The organism is Bifidobacterium criceti, assembly GCF_002286935.1.
Taxonomy (GTDB): Bacteria; Actinomycetota; Actinomycetes; order Actinomycetales; family Bifidobacteriaceae; genus Bifidobacterium; species Bifidobacterium criceti.
In genome coordinates, this window is record NZ_MVOH01000003.1 from 57,207 (window position 1) to 75,499 (window position 18,293).

Genomic DNA, 18,293 nt, shown 5'->3' on the forward strand with positions numbered 1-18,293 from the left:
CCTCATCCGTTGCCGATGGTCCCTCCCACCATACCCGGCCGCCCCGGCATCACCGGAGCGGCCATCGCGGCGCGTTCACTCCACGACGGTGAAAGTCGTGGAACGCAGGTCCGCGTCACGGCTCGAATGGCCGACGAGCACCTTGAACTTCCCGGGCTCGACGATGCGCCTGGCGTCGCCGTCCACGATCGTGCACACGTCGACCGGCAGCTCGAACACGACATGGCGCGTCTCGCCCGCCTCGAGCGTCACACGCTGGAACCGCTTGAGCTCCTTGGCCGCCCAGGTGAAGGACGTGACGACATCGCTGACGTACAGCTGCACGATCTCGGTGCCACGGCGGGACCCCGTGTTCGTCAGGTCGATCGCCACGCGCACGGTATCACCCCTGCTGAATTCGGAGCCGTTCACGATCGCGGGCTCGCCGTATTCGAAGGTCGTATACGCCAGCCCCTCGCCGAACGCGAACGCCGGGTCCTGCGTCAGATCGGCGTACCGATCGCCGTGCTGCCCGCGGATCTGGTTGTAGAAGACCGGCAGCTGCCCCGCATGGCGCGGGAACGTGATCGGCAGACGTCCGCTTGGCTCGGTCATGCCGAAGATGATCTCGGCGAGCGCGCGGCCTCCCTGCATGCCGGGGTTCGGCGCCCAGATGAAGGAGCCAAGCCCGTCGGCGGCGGACTCGTCGACGATCACGCCGTTTTCCCCGATCACGCACGCCGGCAGCACCTGCGGCTTCGAGCTCATGAGCACGACGATGAGCGGCTTATGTGTTTCACGTGCAACCTTGCTCAGCCGTTCGAGCAGCAGGTTCTGGCCGCCGAGCAGCTCAAGCGTCGCCGTCGAGCAGGTCTCGCCGGTGAGCTGCACGACGTCGCCGACGACGGCGATGACCGCATCCGCGCGCCGCGCATGTTCGACGGCTTCGTCGAGCAGGGCGTCGTCGACGCGCGCGGACACGGCGAGCTTCGGTCGGGGCTGCCCATCCGGATACAGCGCGCCCGCCGGATCGTCGACGAGTTCGACGACGTCGGCGCCGCGCGCATAGGTCACCTCGCAGCCTTCAGGAGCGAGCTCGCGCACGCCGTCCAGCACGGTCATGATCATGTCGCGCGGCTGTCCCTGCGGCATCCATGGCACCTGCCCGGAATTGCCGGCCCAGTCGCCGAGCTGGTTCTGCGCGTCGTCCGCAAGCGGCCCCACGACGGCTATCGTGCGCAGGGAGCCATTCCCGGCGGCCAACGGCAGCGCCGCGTTGTTGCGCAGCAGGACGATTGATTCGCGGGCCAATTCGAGGTTCGCATCCATATGATCGTCGTTGCCGACCACGGCCTCGATGCGTTCCGGATCGGGCAGGCGCGGGTCCTCGAACAAGCCGAGCTGGAACTTCAGCGTCAGCAGACGTCCGACGGCCGCGTCCAACGCGCGTTCGTCGAGCAGACCGTCATGGACCGCCTCGATGGCGCCCTCGTAGAACCCCGGCGTCGTCATGATCAGATCGTTGCCCGCCTTGACTGCGTCGGCGGCCGCGGTGCGGTAGTCCGGCTTGATGCGCTGCTCCCACACCGCACGTCCGACGTTGTCCCAATCGGTCACGAGCGTGCCGCCATAGCTCCAGTCGCCGCGCAGCTTTGCCTGCAGCAGCCAATCGTTGAAGGTGACGGGCGTGCCGTCGATCGCCTCATAGCCGAGCATGAAGGTGGCACAGCCCTCCTTCGCCACACGTTCGAAGGGAGGCAGGAACCAGCTGGCGAGCGTCCGGCGCGTCAGATCGGCCTCCGAGGCGTCACGGCCGCCCTGCGTGTACGAATAGCCGGCGAAATGCTTGGCGCAGGCGAGGATGGCGTCCCTGTCGAAGACCTCGCCCGTCCGGGCGTGCTTCTGATACCCCTGCACCATCGCCGACGCGAGTTCGCCGATGAGCATCGGGTCCTCGCCGAAGGTCTCGTCGATGCGGCCCCAGCGCGTGTCGCGTCCGATGCACAGCACCGGCGAGAAGGTCCAATGCACACCGGTACAGGAGACCTCCTCGGCCGTCACTCGGGCGGCCCGCTCGACCTTCTCGGCGTCCCAGCTGCATGCCATGCCGAGCTGGGAGGGAAAGATCGTCGCGCCGGGCCAGAACGAGTAGCCGTGGATGCAGTCGTCGCCGACGAGCAACGGGATGCCCAGACGCGTCTTCCCGCGCACGATGCCGTCGGCGCGCACCAGATCATCGGGGGATGTGTGCAGGATCGAGCCGACATGGCGGTCCACGATCAGATGTTCGAGGTCGCCGGACCGCGCATCCAGCTGCATCATCTGGCCGACTTTCTCCTCAAGCGTCATACGCGAAAGCAGGTCCTGGACGCGCTCCGGGATCGTCAACGTCGCGTCGAGATAGGGGTGGGTGGTTTCAGTCATCGTCTGACTCCTTTTGTTGTCGCACCGGACGGCGCCATGCGCCGTCCGGATGTTCCGTGGCGGGACGGCGGCGTCAGCGGACGCCGCGGATGAGCATGATGAACACGCATCCGAGCAGGGCGAAGGCGATTGCGATCGGGAAGGCGAAGGCGTACCCCAGGGAAAGCGTGATGGCGGACATGAGCACTGGACCGAGCATCTGGCACACATACGCAGCACCGGCCGCACACGCATAACGTCCCACCACGCACAAAGCGTCCGGAACCCAGATTCGGGTTCCAGACGCTTGCCGGGTCTATATAAGACTCACCGGTAGATCGTGTGCCACAAGACGACTGACTTCGACTCGGCCTGCGCCGGCCGATGGCTCGCGCCGGCCGACAGCTGCCGCGTCTGCGGATGCAGCTGCCGCCGCCAGTGCCGCGCGCGCGAGGAGCGACGCACCTCGGTGATGTCGCCCTCCGCGTCGGCGGTGAAGACGCTCACCGAACCGTCGTTCAGTCGCGCGAGCTGCCGGCGCAGCTGTCGGTTCTCCTCTTCAAGTCCGAGGATCCGCGCGATGCCGGTGAGGTTGATGCCGTCGCGCTGGCTCATCGTCTGCGCCTGTGCGAGGCGGTCGACGTCACGCAGCGAATACCGCCGAGCGCCGCCTTCCGTGCGTTGTGGCACGACGAGCCCGGAACGGTCGTACTGCCTGAGCGTCTGCGGGTGGATGTCCGCGAGTTCGGCGGCGCGGCCGACGCTGAACACCGGCAGGTCGACGTCGAATCCGACGCGTGTCGCGCCTTCGAGGTCCGCCCGCTGCGCGACGATCGCCATCGCGCACATCTCATACAACCGGCGCTTTTGTTGGGAAACCCGCGCCATATCGATCAGGCCTCCCGTGCTTCGGCGAGCTTGTCGGCGAAGTCGCCGCACGCCTTGTCGAATTCCTTCGCGGCATGCTTCTCACCGAGGCCCGGATGCTCGGGGACGCGGATCTGCACACGGCCGACGAGGTCGCCCGTCTCGCGCTTCGTCTTGACGCCCTTGCCCTTGACGCGCACTTCGGCACCGCTCGACGTGCCGGCGTGCACCTTGAACGTCACCGGATCGCCGTCGAAGTCCTTCGCCTCGACCTTCGCGCCGTCGACGGCCTGGCCGACCGTGATCGGCAGGTCGACGACGAGGTCGACGCCGTCCATCGTGAACTTCGGGTCCTCGGTCACGGTGACGGTCAGGTACATGTCGCCGTTCCGGCCACCGTGTGAACCCGGCTTGCCCTTGCCGGCGAGCTTGATCTTCTGCCCGTCCTTGACGCCCGCGGGGATGCGCGTCTTGAACTTCCTGCCGCCCGCGCTGAGCGAGACGGTCGCGCCCTTGACGGCCTGGCGGAACGTCAATGTGATCTTCGAGTTGAGGTCGGCGCCGTCCTCCGGGGCCGGTGTCGGGCGGTACCCGGCATAGGCGCCGTCACCGTAGTCCTCATAGCCGTGGCCGCCGTAGCCGCCCGCGTTGCCGCCGCCGAACATCGAGAAGATGTCGTCGAAGCCACCGCCGCCGTTCGTCGAGAAACGGATGTGCGAGCCGTTGCCGCCCGCGTTGCCGCCGAACATCGAGAAGATGTCGTTGAGGTTGGACGCGTCGAAACCACCCGCTCCCCCTGCGCCACCGGCGAAGCGTGCGCCGCCCGCGCCGAATTGGCGGATCGCGTCGTAGCGTTCGCGCGATTCCTTGTCCTTGAGCACATCGTAGGCCTCGGAGATGTCCTTGAACTTCTCCTCGCCTTCCTTCGTCTTGTTGATGTCCGGATGGTATTTGCGCGCGAGCTTGCGGTAGGCCTTCGTGATCTCGCTTTCCGTGGCGTCTTTGGAGACACCGAGGGTTTTGTAGAAGTCCTTGTTCAGCCATTCGTTCTCAGCCATGTTGTGCCTCCTTTCGAGGTGTTGCTGAATGCGTCCCGTGCGGGGCGGCCCCTGACCGCCTCATGGCACGGACGTTGAAACGTGTTGTCAAAAAGTATGTTGGAAAATGTGCGGCATCGCCGGCGGCATATCGCACAGGAGGCCGTGGACCGCACACGATTGTGGTCCACGGCCTCCCATGCGCAATGCCGTGTCAGTTCTGCGGCGATGCGACGACGACGCGCGCCGCGCGGACGATGCGGTCGCCGATGCGGTAGCCGGCCTCGACGACCGTGTCGACGGTCGCCTTCTCGGCCTGCGGGTCCGGCTTGTGCAGCACGGCCTCATGCTTCGTCGGATCGAAGTCCTCGCCTTTCACGCCGAACTTCTCGACGCCGAACTTCTCAAAGGTCTTGTCGAGCTTCGCCGCGACCGCCTTGAACGAATCGTCCATCTCGCCGTGTTCGCGGATGCGGTCGATGTCGTCGAGCGCGGGCAGTTCCGCCGTCAGCACGTCGATGATGCCCTGCTGGCGTGCGCGGTCCATGTCCTTGCGCGTGCGGTTGCGGTAGTTGATGAACTCGGCGCGCTCACGCTGGAGCGCTTCGAGGTATTCAGCCGCCTCCTTCTTGGCTTGGCCAAGCGGAGTGAGCTTGCCGTCCTCGGAGTCGGCCTGCGGGGGCTCGTCCTGGGCCTCCTGCGCCGCCTCTTCGGCCGGGGATGGCGCGCCCTGCTGGGCGTCGCCGTCCTGGGCCCCTGTGTTCGCGTCGGACTCGGAACGCTGCTCGGCGGCCGCGTCCTGTTCGATGTCCTCGGTGAGCTTGGAGCCGGGATCGGCCTGCCCGTTCGCCAGTTCGTCGGTGTCGGGCAGGTCGTCGAGGTAATCGTCCTTGTTGAATGCGGACATTACTTGTTGTCCTTGTCGTCTTCGTCGTCGACGACTTCGGCGTCCACGACGTCGTCGTCACCGGCGTTCGGGGCGGTCTGGTCGCCCGCCGGAGCGCCTTCGGCACCCTGCTGCGCGTAGAGGGCCTGACCGATCTTCTGCGCGGCCGTCATGAGCTTCTCCTGGTCGGCCTTGATCTTCTCGATGTCGTCGCCCTTGAGCGATTCCTTGAGTTCGTTGACCGCGTCGGTGACTTCCTTCGCGACGTCGTCGGACAGCTTGTCCTTGTTGTCGTTGACGAGCTTCTCGGTCTGGTAGGCGAAGGCCTCCGCCTGGTTGCGGGTCTCGGCCTCCTCCTTGCGCTTCTTGTCGTCGGCTTCGTGGGCCTCGGCGTCGCGCACCATGCGGTCGATCTCGTCCTTCGGCAGCGCGGAGCCGCCGGTGATCGTCATCGACTGTTCCTTGCCGGTGCCCTTGTCCTTCGCGGACACGTGGACGATGCCGTTCGCGTCGATGTCGAACGTGACCTCGATCTGCGGGACGCCACGCGGGGCCGGCGCGATGCCGGTCAGTTCGAACGTGCCGAGCGGCTTGTTGTCGCGCGCGAATTCACGTTCGCCCTGATAGACCTGGATGAGCACGGACGGCTGGTTGTCCTCGGCCGTCGAGAAGATCTCGGAACGCTTCGCCGGGATTGCGGTGTTGCGCTCGATGAGCTTCGTCATGATGCCGCCCTTCGTCTCGATGCCGAGCGAAAGCGGGGTCACGTCGATGAGCAGGACGTCCTTGCGGTCGCCCTTGATGACGCCGGACTGCACGGCCGCGCCGATTGCGACGACCTCATCCGGGTTGACCGACTGGTTCGGTTCCTTGCCACCATCGAGTTCCTTGACGAGGTCCTTGACGGCCGGCATACGCGTCGAGCCACCGACGAGCACGACATGGTCGATCTGCGAGACGGAGATGCCGGCGTCCGCGAGCACGTTGTTGAACGGCGTGCGGCAGCGGTCGAGCAGGTCCTTCGTCATTTCCTCGAAGTGGGCGCGCGTGAGCGTCTCGTCGAGGTGGACCGGCGTGCCGTCAGGGGTCATCGCGAGGTACTGCATGTTGATCGTCGTCGACATCGACGAGGACAGTTCCTTCTTCGCCTGCTCAGCGGCTTCCTTGAGGCGCTGGAGCGCGATCTTGTCCTTGCTCAGGTCGACGCCGTACTTGTCCTTGACGCCCTTGACGAGCCAGTCGATGATGCGCTGGTCCCAATCGTCGCCACCGAGGTGGTTGTCGCCCGAGGTCGCCTGGACCTGGATCGTCGAGAAGCCGTCCTCATCCTTGCCGATCTCGAGGAGCGAGACATCGAAGGTGCCGCCGCCGAGGTCGAAGACGAGGATGCGTTCGTCTTCCTTGCCCTTCTCAAGGCCGTACGCGAGCGCGGCCGCGGTCGGCTCGTTGATGATGCGCAGGACGTTGAGGCCCGCGATCGTGCCGGCGTCCTTCGTCGCCTGACGCTGCGCGTCATTGAAGTACGCCGGGCATGTGATGACCGCGTCGGTCACTGGCTCGCCAAGGTAGGCTTCGGCGTCGCGCTTGAGCTTCATCAGGATCTGCGCGGAAATCTCCTGCGGGGTCCACTTCTTGCCGTCGATGTCGACGGTCCAATCGGTGCCCATGTGGCGCTTGACGGAGCTGATCGTGCGGTCGACGTTCGTGACCGCCTGGCGCTTCGCGACCTCGCCGACGAGAATCTCGCCCGACTTGCTGAATGCGACGACCGACGGGGTCGTGCGTGCGCCTTCCGCGTTCACGATGACGGTCGGTTCGCCGCCTTCGAGCGTCGCGATGCACGAATTGGTGGTACCCAGATCAATACCTACTGCGCGTCCCATACTTGTTCTCCTTTGTTAGGTTCGCTACTTGTTACGTTCTTGCTCGAGTTCCGTCCGGTTGCGGTCGCCATTGCCGACCGTCCTTCTTGAACCATCCAAAACTTGAGCCTACATCACTCAACTATTTCATGTCAACTGTTATTCCCACTGCGGAAGATTTTTCCTAGGATTCCCCACACCCCTTGAAAATCCACGATTCCGGGACGGTTCCAGCATTCCGCAACCCCCACTCCAGCCAATCCCCAGCTTCCTCTGCTAGTTCTACCTATCTGCCGCGTTCCGGTACGCTTGCGGCCCCCTCGCCGTACCGTCCTGCGTGAAAAACCGCAGGACGGTACGGCGAGGGGGCCGCAAGCGTACCGGAACGCAGATGTCGCGCACTCAGCGCTCGAGCGGCACGTCCGGATCGAGACGGGCGTCGGTGCCGCGCAGGATGAGCTTCGGTTCGATCGTCGAATGCGCCTCGCGCAGTTCCTCACCGTTGAGCAGCTTGAGGCACTTGCGCGCCGCCGCCGCGCCCATCGCGAACGGGTCCTGCCGCATCGTCGTCAGATCGATCGTGTCCGCATACGGCGAATCGTCGAAACCGATGATCGAATAGTCGCGCGGCGTGCGGTATCCGTGGCGCTGCAGCTTGAGGACGAGCGGAATCGCCATCATGTCCATCTGGCAGCAGATCGCGTCCGGGAACGTCTCCTCGGACAGGACGGCCGCAAGCGCCGCATCCGCGAAATCGCGGCCCCTCGGCACCGAAAGGACCTTCCAATTGATGTCGTGTGTCATTTGTGCCGCCTCGCATGCGCGGATGAAGCCGCGTCCGCGCGCGTCGATCGACGATTCGAGCGATTCCTCCGCCGCCGAACATGTGTAGACGATGTTCTTGTGACCGAGGTTGATCATGTGCTGCGTCGCGCGGAACATGCCCTGTTCGTCGTCGATGCTGATCGTCGCGTCGAACGCGTCGATGTTCGGCGTATTGATGCCGATGATCGGCACACGTGTACGGCGCAGCTGTTCGACTTCGTCCGGTTCGATCGCGAACGACGCGACGAAGACGGCGTCGACGTTGCGCAGCACGGGCATGTCACGGAAGAACTGGGTGCGCGTCTGCGCGTCGTCGATGTGCTGGAAGAGCGAGATGTCGTACCCTTCCTTGTGCAGGATCGAGTTGACGCCCGCGAACACCTCGACGTTGAACCAGCTCGTGATCTCCTGGTTCATCAGCAGCGCGACGCGGAACGTCTGCCCTGATTTGAGCGCCGTCGCCGAACGCGAGATGTTGAAATCGAGCTTCGACGCCGCCTCCATGACCTTCTCGCGTGTCTTCTCCGACACGAGCTCCGGCCTCGTGAACGCGCGCGAGACCGTCGAGATCGACACGCCCGCAAGCTGCGCGACCTCGCGAATTCCTTGCTTCTGCACGATGTACCCCTTTGTTTTGTTTCGTTCCCTTGGTTTTCTCTTGTGTGCTCTGTGTGTGCGGTGTGCTCTTCGTGGTCGCGACGGTCGCCGCGCCGGCTGCGGCTATCGCATGATGACGAGCCCACACGCGAACATCATCAGCGGATAGATCGCATAGAACGCCCACTTCGTCCATGCGTGCCGGTAGCCGATCTCGTCGTTGCGGTAGTGCAGGAACGCGACGCCGATGCCCGGCGTGAGGAAGCACATCGCGCCGAGGAGCGCCGCCGTGAACATCATCGTGTTCTCCCGCGCATGCAGATAGTAGAAGACAAGCGTCATGCCGAGCGTGACCATGCCGATGTTGAGCATCGTCTGCGTCTGCCCGATGCGGAAGAGCCAATCCCACAACAGCCCGACGAGGACGAGCACGATCGTGAGCGTGATGCGCAGCCCTTTGCCGTAATCCTGGAGCACTTCGAGCAGGACGAGCACGATGAGCGCGATGACAAGGCCGAACACCGGGTTCTGCGACCGCATGTCGAACCACTTGCCGAACGTGACCATGTCGTACGGCACTTCACTCACGAGCGCGAGCGCGAGCAGCTGGAGCCCGTAGCGCAGCCAGCTGCGCGTATGGTCGAAGCCCGTGTACAGCAGCCATGCGTAAATCGGGATCGCGATCCACGAGACCGCTTCGCACAGCACGGTCGCGGTGAGCGACACCATGTTCTCCTCGGTCGGCGCGCCGAGGAGCATCGGCATGAGCGTCATGCTCGCGGCCGATAGGAACAGCAGCACGTCGCCGATGACCTTGAGCTTGAAGCGCGACAGTCCCCGGTGCTTCCGCTGTTTGCGTTCGTCGAGGTACCGTGTGTATTCGTCCACCATTTGGGTTGCCGTCCGTTCCGCCGTGCCGCCGTCAGGCTTCCGCCTGCGCGACGCGTGCCGTGTTCCGTTTCGTGTCGTCCGCCGATTCCCGCCGTGCCCACGCCGCGTCGGCGTCGTGGATGTAGGCGAGCAGCCCGTCGTAGTCCGCGCCTTCGAGCGAGACGACCGCCTGCGGCGACGTCGCGCCGCCGGTGTTGTCGTCGGTGTGCAGATAGGCGGCGTCGATGCCGCACGCGGCGGCGCCGAAGATGTCGCTATTCTCGTCGTTGCCGACCATGAGTGCGCGTTCCGGTTCGACGTCCGCGTGCATGAGCGCGCGGCGGAAGATCTCGTACGACGGTTTGCGCACGCCTTCGTCGCTCGAGATGATGATGTCGTCGAACAGGCCGTCGAGGCCGAGGAGTTCGAGTTCCGGACGCGTGTAGCACGCTTGGGCGTTGCTCACGAGGATGACTGTGCGGCTTTCGTCATGGAGACGCTCGAGCAGTTCCCGCACGCCGGGGAACAGCCTGAGCTTCGCCGTGCTCGCACGGCGGAACGTCCATGCGGCGGCGCGCGCCTGTTCGGGCGTGCCGTCGATCCAGCACGCGTCGAACAGGCCGCGGTATGCGGACAGCAGGTCCGGTTCGAACCATTCGCGCTGGGCGCGCGTCGCGTTCGCTTTCGCGCGTTCGCGCGCGAACTGCGTGCGCAGCTGCTCGTTCGTCGCGAACTCGGCGCCTTCGCGGTACAGCGCGCACCGCAGCGCCGTCCACGGCCCTTCGGCGGCCTCATCCGTATGGATGTCGACCAATGTGCCGTACAGGTCGAAGAACACTGCCCCGTACCTCAGTGCCGATGTCATCGTACGTTCCTTTCCTTCCGCGCCGCCCGGATGGTCAGCGCGCGCCCCCGGGTTCGAGCCGCCAGACGCGCAGCGACCGCGCCGGCATCGTGAGCCATCCATCGGTTGGTTCGGCGGTGCCCGCTTCGCCGTCCGTGTCGCTTGCCGATTCGTCCGCGGACGAATCGAGCACACACGTCCACCGCTCGGCGCCCGCGCCGTCCACGCCGCCTGCGGCGGTTGGCAGCGCGTCGTGCGCATCGTCGTCGTAGGCGCGCGTGAGCTTGTCCGCGGCGACCATACGCATGACGTCGTCCGGATTGACCGTCACGGCCGTGTCGTGCATGCGGTAGGCGACGGCGTTGCCCGGCGCGTCGGCGGCGATGTGCTCGGCGTCGAACCAGTCCGGGTTCGCGCGCCGCAGCGCGATGAGCCGGCGGTAGTAGTCGCGCAACCCATCCATGCGCCATGCGCGCTTCCAATCAACTTCGTTGACCTCCTTGCCGGAGTCGAACGAGTTGTCGTTGCCGTGCTTCGTCTTGCCGAACTCCTCGCCCGAGAGCATGAACGGGATGCCGGCGGCTGTCAGGATGATGCCCGCCGCGAGTTTGTTCGCGTCGAGCACGGCCGTGGTCTGTGCGCACGGTGCGGCGTCGAATATCTCATCGACGTCGGCATCCCCGCCGAACATGCTCAATGTGAGCTTGTCCCACAACGTGAGGTCGTCGTGTGCGCTCACGTATTGGATGATCTGCCCGGCTTCGCCTTCGTTCGTCTCGGGCGCGCGCCATGCGTCGACACCGAGTTCGATGAGCGGCTTGTTCGCATGCGCGTCGCCGTTCACATAGCCTTTGCGCTCCATATAGAAGACGTGGCCTTTGATTGCGTCGCGTGTGCGGTCGCAGAAGTGGCCGATCCTCGGGTTGAGGTACTTGAGGCCGTCCTTGTTCGCGAGGTCGGTTCCCGGCAATGTGTTCGTCGCTCCTGCCGCCCACGGTTCGCCGTACATGAGGATCGATTCGCCGCCCGGAAGACGGTCGAGCGATGCGCGCACCGCGTTCATCGTCTGCACGTCGATGAGCCCCATGAGGTCGAAGCGGAAGCCGTCGAGATGGTATTCGCGCGCCCAATACGTGACCGATTCGACGATGAACCTGCGGAACATCGCACGTTCGGTCTGCATGTCGTCGCCGCAGCCGGAGCCGTTCGCGAGCGTGCCGTCGTCATTGCGGCGCAGGAAGTAGCCAGGCACCGTGCGCTCGAACCAGTTGTCGGCCGAGTACATGTGGTTGTAGACGACGTCCATGATGACCTTGATGCCGTTCGCATGGAGTGCCTGGACCATCCGCTTGCATTCGGTGATGCGGTTCGCGCCGTCGTACGGGTCCGTCGAGAACGAGCCTTCCGGCACGTTGTAGTTGAGCGGGTCGTAGCCCCAATTGAATTGGGACGGGTCGCGCTCGTCGACCGAACCATAGTCGTAGAACGGCAGCAGCTGCACGGCCGTCACACCGAGGTCGCGCAGATAGGCGACGCATGTCGGATGCTCGCCATCGCCGTCGAGTGTCGTGTCCGTGTCGGTGAACGCGAGGTACTTGCCGCGGTGCGCGTCGGGAACGCCGCTGTGCGGGTTGTTGCTGAAGCTGCCGACGTGGGCCTCCCACACGATCGTCTCGCGTGTTGGCGTGGACGGACGGACGTCGTCATGCCAGCCTTCCGGATCGGTGCGTGACAGATCGACGACCATGCTGCGCCGGCCGTTGATACCGGCCGCACGCGCCCACGGGTCGGCGGAACGGCGTGTCACGCCGCCGTCGAACTCAAGCAGATAGTCGTAGTAGACACCGTCGAGGTTCCGTGGGAACATCGCGGTCCATGCGCCATCGGCCTGCTTCGCCATCATCGCGGTCTCGATGAGCCTGTCACCGGATTCCCCGGAGGAACCACGCGTGAACAGACGCAGCGCCACAGCACGTGCCGATGGTGCCCAGAGAGCGAACTGGGTGCCGGATTCGAAGACCTCGGCACCCAGTGTGCGTTCCGGACAAAGCGGGAACGGTTCTGCGACACCCGGCTCCAACTCTTCGGAAAGGGGCTCGAATGCCTGAATCATGATCAGCCTTTCACTGCACCCGACATGGATTCCTGATAGAAGCGCTGCATCACGATGAACAGGATCGCGATCGGGACGGAGATGATCACGGCGGCTGCCGCGAAGCGACCGAACCACGTGTTGATGTACTCCTTCTCGAGCATGAGCCACAGGCCGAGCGAGGCCGTGTAGTTCTCCTGCGTGCGGGCGATGACCTTCGCCATGACGAAGTCGAGCCACGGGATGAGGAATCCGACGATGGCCTGGTAGACGATCATCGGCTTCGACATCGGGATAATGATCTTGACGAAGACCTGCCAACGCGTGCAGCCATCAAGCATCGCGGCCTCGTCGAGCGACGTCGGGATCGTGTCCATGAAGCCCTTCATGACGTAGAAGCCCGCGCCGGTGCCCGCCGAGTAGACGAGGATGAGCGCGAGGATCGTCATGCCGTCGCTCGTCAGGCCCATCGCTTTGAGGATGAAGTAGATCGCGACAACGGACATGATGCCCGGGAACATGCCGAGAATGAGCACGAGGTTCATGAACGAACGGCGTCCGCGGAAGCGCATGCGGCTCATGCAGTATGCGACCGAGAGCACGAACCACACCGAGATGAGGCACGTGAAGATCGAGATGATGAACGTGTTCATGAACATGCGCGGGAAGTCCAGGACCCGGCGGTCCGTGAACAGGCCGATGTAGCTGTCGAACGAATACTCGGTCGGGAAGAACGTGCTCTGGTACGGGGCCGTGTTCTTGTTGAAGCTCTCAAGGAAGATCCAGACGATCGGCAGGAGCCAGATGACCGAGAGCACGCCGAGCAGGATGTATGTGCCAATGTCGGCCGCGATGCGGCGCTTCCTCTGGTCGTGCAGGAATCCTTGGCTCTGTGCTTTGACTTCAGTATGCTTACTCACCGGAAGCCCTCCTCATTCTTATAGGAACCGCTGTTGCGGTACGTGATCAGCGAGACGATCGCAAGGACGATGAACGTCATGATGCCGATGACCGCGCCGACGTTGTAGTCGTTGCGATCCACCGTGAGCTTGTACAGCCATGTGATGAGCAGGTCGGTCTTGCCGGCGGATGCGCCGTTGACGGCCGGGTCGCCACGTGTGAGCAGGTAGATGACGTTGAAGTTGTTGACGTTGCCGGTGAACGTCGTGATCAGGTACGGCGTGAGCACGAAGATGATGTACGGCATCGTGATCTTCGTGAAGATCTGCCACCAGTTCGCGCCGTCGATCCTCGCGGCCTCGTAGAGGTCGGCCGGGATGTTCTGGAGAATGCCCGTCACCTGCATGATCGTGTACGGAATACCGATCCACAGGTTGACGATGATGACCGTGACACGGGCCCACGTCGCGTCAGTGAAGAACGGCAGCGGGTCGCTGATCCAACCCCAGCTCTGGAACAGGCGGTTGACGGCGCCCGTCGGCTGGAGCATCTGGTGCATGACGAGGAGCGAGACGAACTGCGGGACGGCGATCGACATCGAGAAGATCGCACGCCACACGTTCTTGCCGTAGGTAGTCTTGCGGTTGATGATCATCGCGAGGAACAGGCCGAAGAAGAAGTTCAGGAACGTCGCGAAGAACGCCCAGATGAGCGTCCAGCCAAGGACGGACAGGAACATGCTTCCCGAGACCGCGCTGCTGCCGGAGTTCGAGAACACCGTCTTGAAGTTCTCGAAGCCGACCCAGTTGAAGAGCGTCAGATGGTTGTGGTCATAGCTCGTGAACGCCATCGTGATCATGAAGATGAGCGGCAGGACCGTGAAGATCAGGATGCCGGCGATCGGCAGGAACAGCAGCAGCTGGTTCGCCTTCGCGTCGAAGAGCGTATGGATGTCGTCCATGAGGGACGGCGCGCGGCCGTTCTTGCCCGCGAGGCACTGCGCCTTGTATGCGGAGCGGATCTCGAGGATCCACCACAGCACGAAGACGACGCAGAAGATCACCGTGGCCACGCCGTAGAGCAGGCGCAGGACCGTGTTGTCGCCCGGGATGTTCACGTACTGTCCGTTGACCCAGCCGCTTGTCGGCTTGTTGCCGCCGAGCGTGATGAAGTTCCGGATGCACGTGCCGCCCGTCGTGATCATGTAGACGATGAACAGGACCTCACCGGCGAAGTAGATGAGACCCTTGACGTATTGCTTGCGGACGACGTTGCCGAGACCGAAAACAAGGATGGACAGCTTGGTGAAGATGTCGCCCTTCTCCAAGGCGTTCTTCAGCGTGTATGGCGATGGTGCCACATAATCCGCGCCCAGTTTCCGGCGGCGCCGCATTTCTCGTTGTGAAAGGGTTACCGTACTCATGAACCCTCTACCGCCTCTCTTGTAAAAGTATGTCGTGTGGGGCGTCCGCACATGGCCACCGCCGTGCTGCTTCGCAATGGCGATGGGGCGGGTGGGCGGTCCGAGAACGACCGTCGGCACCCTCAGGCGGCGCCGCCTGCATGACCCTGAACATGAGGTGTGCGGAAAGCTCAGGGTCCGAGGCCTTCCGCACACTTGTTTGGTTATCTACCGGTTTTCAGGAAGAAATCCGGGCGTCGACTCACTCCTGGGTGGCCTGCGCCTTGACTTCCTTGTTCTCGGTGTCCGTCCAGGTCTGCGTCTGCTCCTTGTAGTTGTCAGCAGTCACATCCTCGTTGTAGATGGCCTTGCCGAAGTTCTCGGCCGGGGTCCACCAGCCGTTCATCGCGGCGATCGTCGGCTGCAGGACCGAGGTCTTCTCGATCGTGTCGATCTGGGCCTGGACGTACGGGGCGTCCTTCATGCCTTCGAGATCGGTGAGCGTCTTGTCGGACGGGACGATCTCGCGCATCTCCCAGTGCTTCTTCTGAGCGTCGGCGGAGCCGAGGAACGCGGCGAACTCGGAGGCGACCTGCGGGCTCTTCGTGTTCGGGTTGAACGCGACGGCCTTCGAGCCGGCGAAGGACTTCATCTGGTAGTCCTTGCCATCGGCGGTGAAGGACGGCATCTCGACGGCGCCGTACTTGTCGCCAAGGCCCTTCTTGACGTCGGCGGCCGACCAGGAGCCGGAGAACATCGCGTCGGTCGTGCCGTCGACGAGGTTCGAGACACCGTTCGTGCCGTCATCGAGGACGAAGTTCGGGTTCGCGACCATGTCGACGAGGTACTTCGTCACCGCATCGGCGTTGCCGCCGAAGTCGATGCCCGCGGCGCCGTCCTGACCCTTGTCGCCGAACATCTGCATGCCGGCGCCGAGGTAGAACGCCGGGATGTACCACGAGTTCGTCAGCGGGTAGGAGACCTTGCCCTTCTCGAGCATCGTGTTCAGGTTCTTGACGTCATCGGCCGAGAACTTGTCCTTGTTGTAGTACATGAAGTACGTGTTCGAGGTGTACGGCACGCCGTAGATCTTGCCGTCGGTGCCGGTGACCGACTCGATCATCGTCTCGGAGTTCTGGTCCTTGACCTGCTGGGCGACGGTGTCGCTCACTTCGCCGATCGCGTTGAGCTTGATGAGCGTGCCGAGCTGGTCGTTCGCGAACATGTAGACATCGGCCGCGGCGGACGGATCCGTCTGCACGGTCTTCGCGGCGTCGCCTTCGGAGACGGTCGCGTTCTTCCAGGTGATGTCATAGTTGGTGTGGGCCTTCTCGAAGTCCTCCTGCATGGCCTTCATCCATTCGGCGTCCTCCGACGGGGCCCACACAGTGAGGGTCGCGGTCTGCTTCTCGTTCGAGTTCGAAGCGCTCGCGTTGCCGTTCGCGTTCGAATCGTTGTTGCCACCGCAAGCCGCCATCGGGACGAGCATCGCGACGGCAGCGGTCAGACCAAGTGCCTTCTTCCAATTGATCATCGTTGACCTTTCCTTTCCATCAATCAATGCAATTGCATTTGTTGTCCTCAACATCACGCATGCGAAAGCCGCACGGAAAGCCTCCGCGTGGCCTCCACGCCCAGGGCGTCCCCCGCTTTCGTTTCAGCGGGGAGCCGCGTGACGCTTCAGTGGTCTATACTGTATACCACACCTGCAAACGTTGTCAAAATTGTCCACATCGTGAGTGTCGTTTTCCCGGAAACGCCGTGGTCGATACCCCACACGAAGGAGCCAGATGACCGTCTCAATGAATACGCCTGTTTCATGGCTGCAACAAGCAATCTTTTACGAAGTGTACCCGTCGAGCTTCGCCGACGCCAACAACGACGGAATCGGCGATATCCCGGGCATCACCGCACACCTTGATTATATAAGGGACCTCGGTTGCAATGCCCTGTGGATAAATCCGTGCTTTGCCTCGCCGTTCCGCGATGGCGGATACGATGTCACCGACTACACGCGCGTCGCGGAACGCTACGGAACGAACGATGACCTCGTCGATTTGTTCGCCGCGGCGCACGCGCGCGGCATGCATGTCCTGCTCGACCTCATCCCGGGACACACAAGCGACGAACACCCGTGGTTTATTGCCAGCAGCGAAGAAACGCAGAACTTGTACACTGACCGCTATATCTGGACCGATCTGTGGATCACGGGCGGCGACAACATGCCGTTCATCGCGGGCGTCTACCCGCGCAACGGCGCCGCGATCACGAATTTCTTCGCGTTCCAGCCGGCGCTCAACTACGGTTTTGCGCACCCCGCGAAACCGTGGGAGCAGCCCGCGCTCGGCGACACCGCGCTCGACACATGCGGCGCGATGCTCGACGTCATGCGGTTCTGGCTGTCGCGCGGCGCTGATGGCTTCCGTGTCGACATGGCGGACAGCCTCGTCAAGCACGACGACGACGGCAAGCCGGCGACGATCGCGACATGGCAATACATGTTCCAGCAGATCCACGACGAGTTCCCGGACGCGGCGTTCGTCTCCGAATGGGGCCATCCGGACCAGTCGCTCGACGCGGGCTTCGACATGGACTTCTACCTCGACTGGCGCTGGGACGGCGTACCGAACGGCTACAACCTGCTGCTGCGCAACACCGACACGCCGCTGCTGCACGACGGTGACGCAAGCTATTTCAACGCGGACAGCGGCGCCGGCATCCGCGCGTTCCTCGACGAATACCTGCCGCGCCTCAAGCAGGCGCAGGATCGCGGCGGCTATTTCGACCTCATCACATGCAATCATGACACCGCGCGCATCGCGCCGCGCCTGTCGCCGCACGAGATCCGCCTCGCGTACGCGACGATGCTGCTCATGCCGGGTGTGCCGTTCATCTACTACGGCGACGAAATCGGCATGCGCTACCGCGATCTGCCGACGAAGGAAGGCGGTTACACGCGCACGGGAAGCCGCACGCCGATGCAATGGGATTCGTCGAAGAACGACGGGTTCTCTCAGGCGGACGCCGACGCGCTCTATCTGCCGATCGACACATCCGACGGCGCACCGACGGTCGCCGCACAGATCAATGACGGCGATTCGTTATGGACGGCCGTCCACGACACGCTCGCTCTGCGCGCCGCGTCGCCCGCGTTCCGCCCGGGCGCCGCGTTCGACGTCCTCTTCTCGTCCGACGAACGTCGTTCGTTCGTCTTCAAACGCACGAACGACGACGTGAGCGCCGTCGTCGCCGTCAATCCGGGACGCGACACGGAAACAATCGAGCTGCCCGACGGCGAAGGCAGCGACACGCGCACCGTGACGCTGTCCTACGGCGCGCCGACGCTCGACTGCACGACGCTCACGCTCCCCCCGCAGTCCTTCGCGGTCCTCCAGTAAACCTGCGCACGACAATGCCTCAGTGCGGTACGCTCAGGAGTCCGCCAGCGTACCGCGCTGAGGCATTCCACGCACTGCGGTAGGCACACAGCTGCGCCAACATAGGTGCAAACGTGGGAGGTCAGCTGACAAAACAACCGAGGACGTCACACGAACAGAACACTAGATATTGGCCCAATCAAGCCGAAACTTCGGTGTTTGCAAACGCTTTCAACATACGCTATACTCTGGAAACAGGCGATGGTTCGTCACCAACGAAGCATGACGTTCCGCGACCACCATCAGCAACTGAGGAAAGCACATGGGAAGACGCCGCGCACAACGCGGACGT

At 63.7% G+C, this 18,293-nt stretch carries 13 protein-coding genes; 1 reads left to right on the forward strand and 12 read right to left on the reverse strand.

The window, feature by feature from the left end; all coding sequences use genetic code 11:
* Positions 1-75: 75 nt before the first annotated feature.
* The 12 genes from B1526_RS01200 to B1526_RS01255 all read right to left on the reverse strand — a co-directional run bounded on the left by B1526_RS01200 (position 76) and on the right by B1526_RS01255 (position 16,098).
* On the reverse strand, positions 76-2,403 hold the full coding sequence (locus tag B1526_RS01200) for a glycoside hydrolase family 3 N-terminal domain-containing protein (protein ID WP_095614313.1): 2,328 nt from the start codon (positions 2,401-2,403) through the stop codon (positions 76-78).
* Positions 2,404-2,709: 306 nt separating this feature from the next.
* On the reverse strand, positions 2,710-3,270 hold the full coding sequence (locus B1526_RS01205; RefSeq protein ID WP_095614314.1) for a heat shock protein transcriptional repressor HspR: 561 nt from the start codon (positions 3,268-3,270) through the stop codon (positions 2,710-2,712).
* A 5-nt stretch (positions 3,271-3,275) separates the two neighbouring features.
* Complete coding sequence (locus B1526_RS01210; RefSeq protein ID WP_095614315.1) at positions 3,276-4,307, reverse strand: DnaJ C-terminal domain-containing protein; 1,032 nt, start codon at positions 4,305-4,307, stop codon at positions 3,276-3,278.
* Between the two features lie 193 nt (positions 4,308-4,500).
* Positions 4,501-5,193 (reverse strand): nucleotide exchange factor GrpE, encoded by a 693-nt coding sequence (gene grpE / locus B1526_RS01215; RefSeq protein WP_095614316.1) that lies wholly within the window; start codon positions 5,191-5,193, stop codon positions 4,501-4,503.
* Positions 5,193-7,055, reverse strand: a complete 1,863-nt coding sequence (gene dnaK, locus B1526_RS01220; protein ID WP_095614317.1) for a molecular chaperone DnaK — start codon at positions 7,053-7,055, stop codon at positions 5,193-5,195. The genes grpE and dnaK overlap by 1 nt, the downstream gene beginning before the upstream one ends.
* A gap of 381 nt (positions 7,056-7,436) precedes the next feature.
* Positions 7,437-8,477 (reverse strand): LacI family DNA-binding transcriptional regulator, encoded by a 1,041-nt coding sequence (locus B1526_RS01225; RefSeq protein WP_095614318.1) that lies wholly within the window; start codon positions 8,475-8,477, stop codon positions 7,437-7,439.
* Positions 8,478-8,579: 102 nt separating this feature from the next.
* Positions 8,580-9,347: a TraX family protein gene (locus B1526_RS01230; protein ID WP_095614319.1), complete on the reverse strand. Its 768-nt coding sequence runs from the start codon at positions 9,345-9,347 to the stop codon at positions 8,580-8,582.
* 31 nt (positions 9,348-9,378) lie between these two features.
* Positions 9,379-10,191 (reverse strand): HAD family hydrolase, encoded by an 813-nt coding sequence (locus tag B1526_RS01235; protein WP_095614320.1) that lies wholly within the window; start codon positions 10,189-10,191, stop codon positions 9,379-9,381.
* Positions 10,192-10,225: 34 nt separating this feature from the next.
* The gene (gene pulA / locus B1526_RS01240) at positions 10,226-12,283 is read right to left on the reverse strand and encodes a type I pullulanase (RefSeq protein ID WP_095614321.1); all 2,058 of its coding nucleotides are present in this window, start codon (positions 12,281-12,283) and stop codon (positions 10,226-10,228) included.
* Positions 12,284-12,285: 2 nt separating this feature from the next.
* Positions 12,286-13,182 carry a sugar ABC transporter permease gene (locus B1526_RS01245; RefSeq protein WP_095614322.1) on the reverse strand — a complete coding sequence of 299 codons (897 nt, stop codon included), beginning with the start codon at positions 13,180-13,182 and terminating at the stop codon, positions 12,286-12,288.
* A complete protein-coding gene (locus B1526_RS01250) occupies positions 13,179-14,555 on the reverse strand; it encodes a carbohydrate ABC transporter permease (RefSeq protein WP_095614323.1) in 1,377 nt (458 codons plus the stop codon). The genes B1526_RS01245 and B1526_RS01250 overlap by 4 nt, the downstream gene beginning before the upstream one ends.
* Before the next feature lie 271 nt (positions 14,556-14,826).
* Positions 14,827-16,098, reverse strand: a complete 1,272-nt coding sequence (locus tag B1526_RS01255; protein WP_095614324.1) for an extracellular solute-binding protein — start codon at positions 16,096-16,098, stop codon at positions 14,827-14,829.
* Between the two features lie 256 nt (positions 16,099-16,354).
* Here B1526_RS01255 and B1526_RS01260 point away from each other — a divergent pair, with 256 nt between their 5' ends.
* Complete coding sequence (locus B1526_RS01260; RefSeq protein WP_235606975.1) at positions 16,355-17,962, forward strand: alpha-amylase family glycosyl hydrolase; 1,608 nt, start codon at positions 16,355-16,357, stop codon at positions 17,960-17,962.
* Positions 17,963-18,293: the final 331 nt, after the last annotated feature.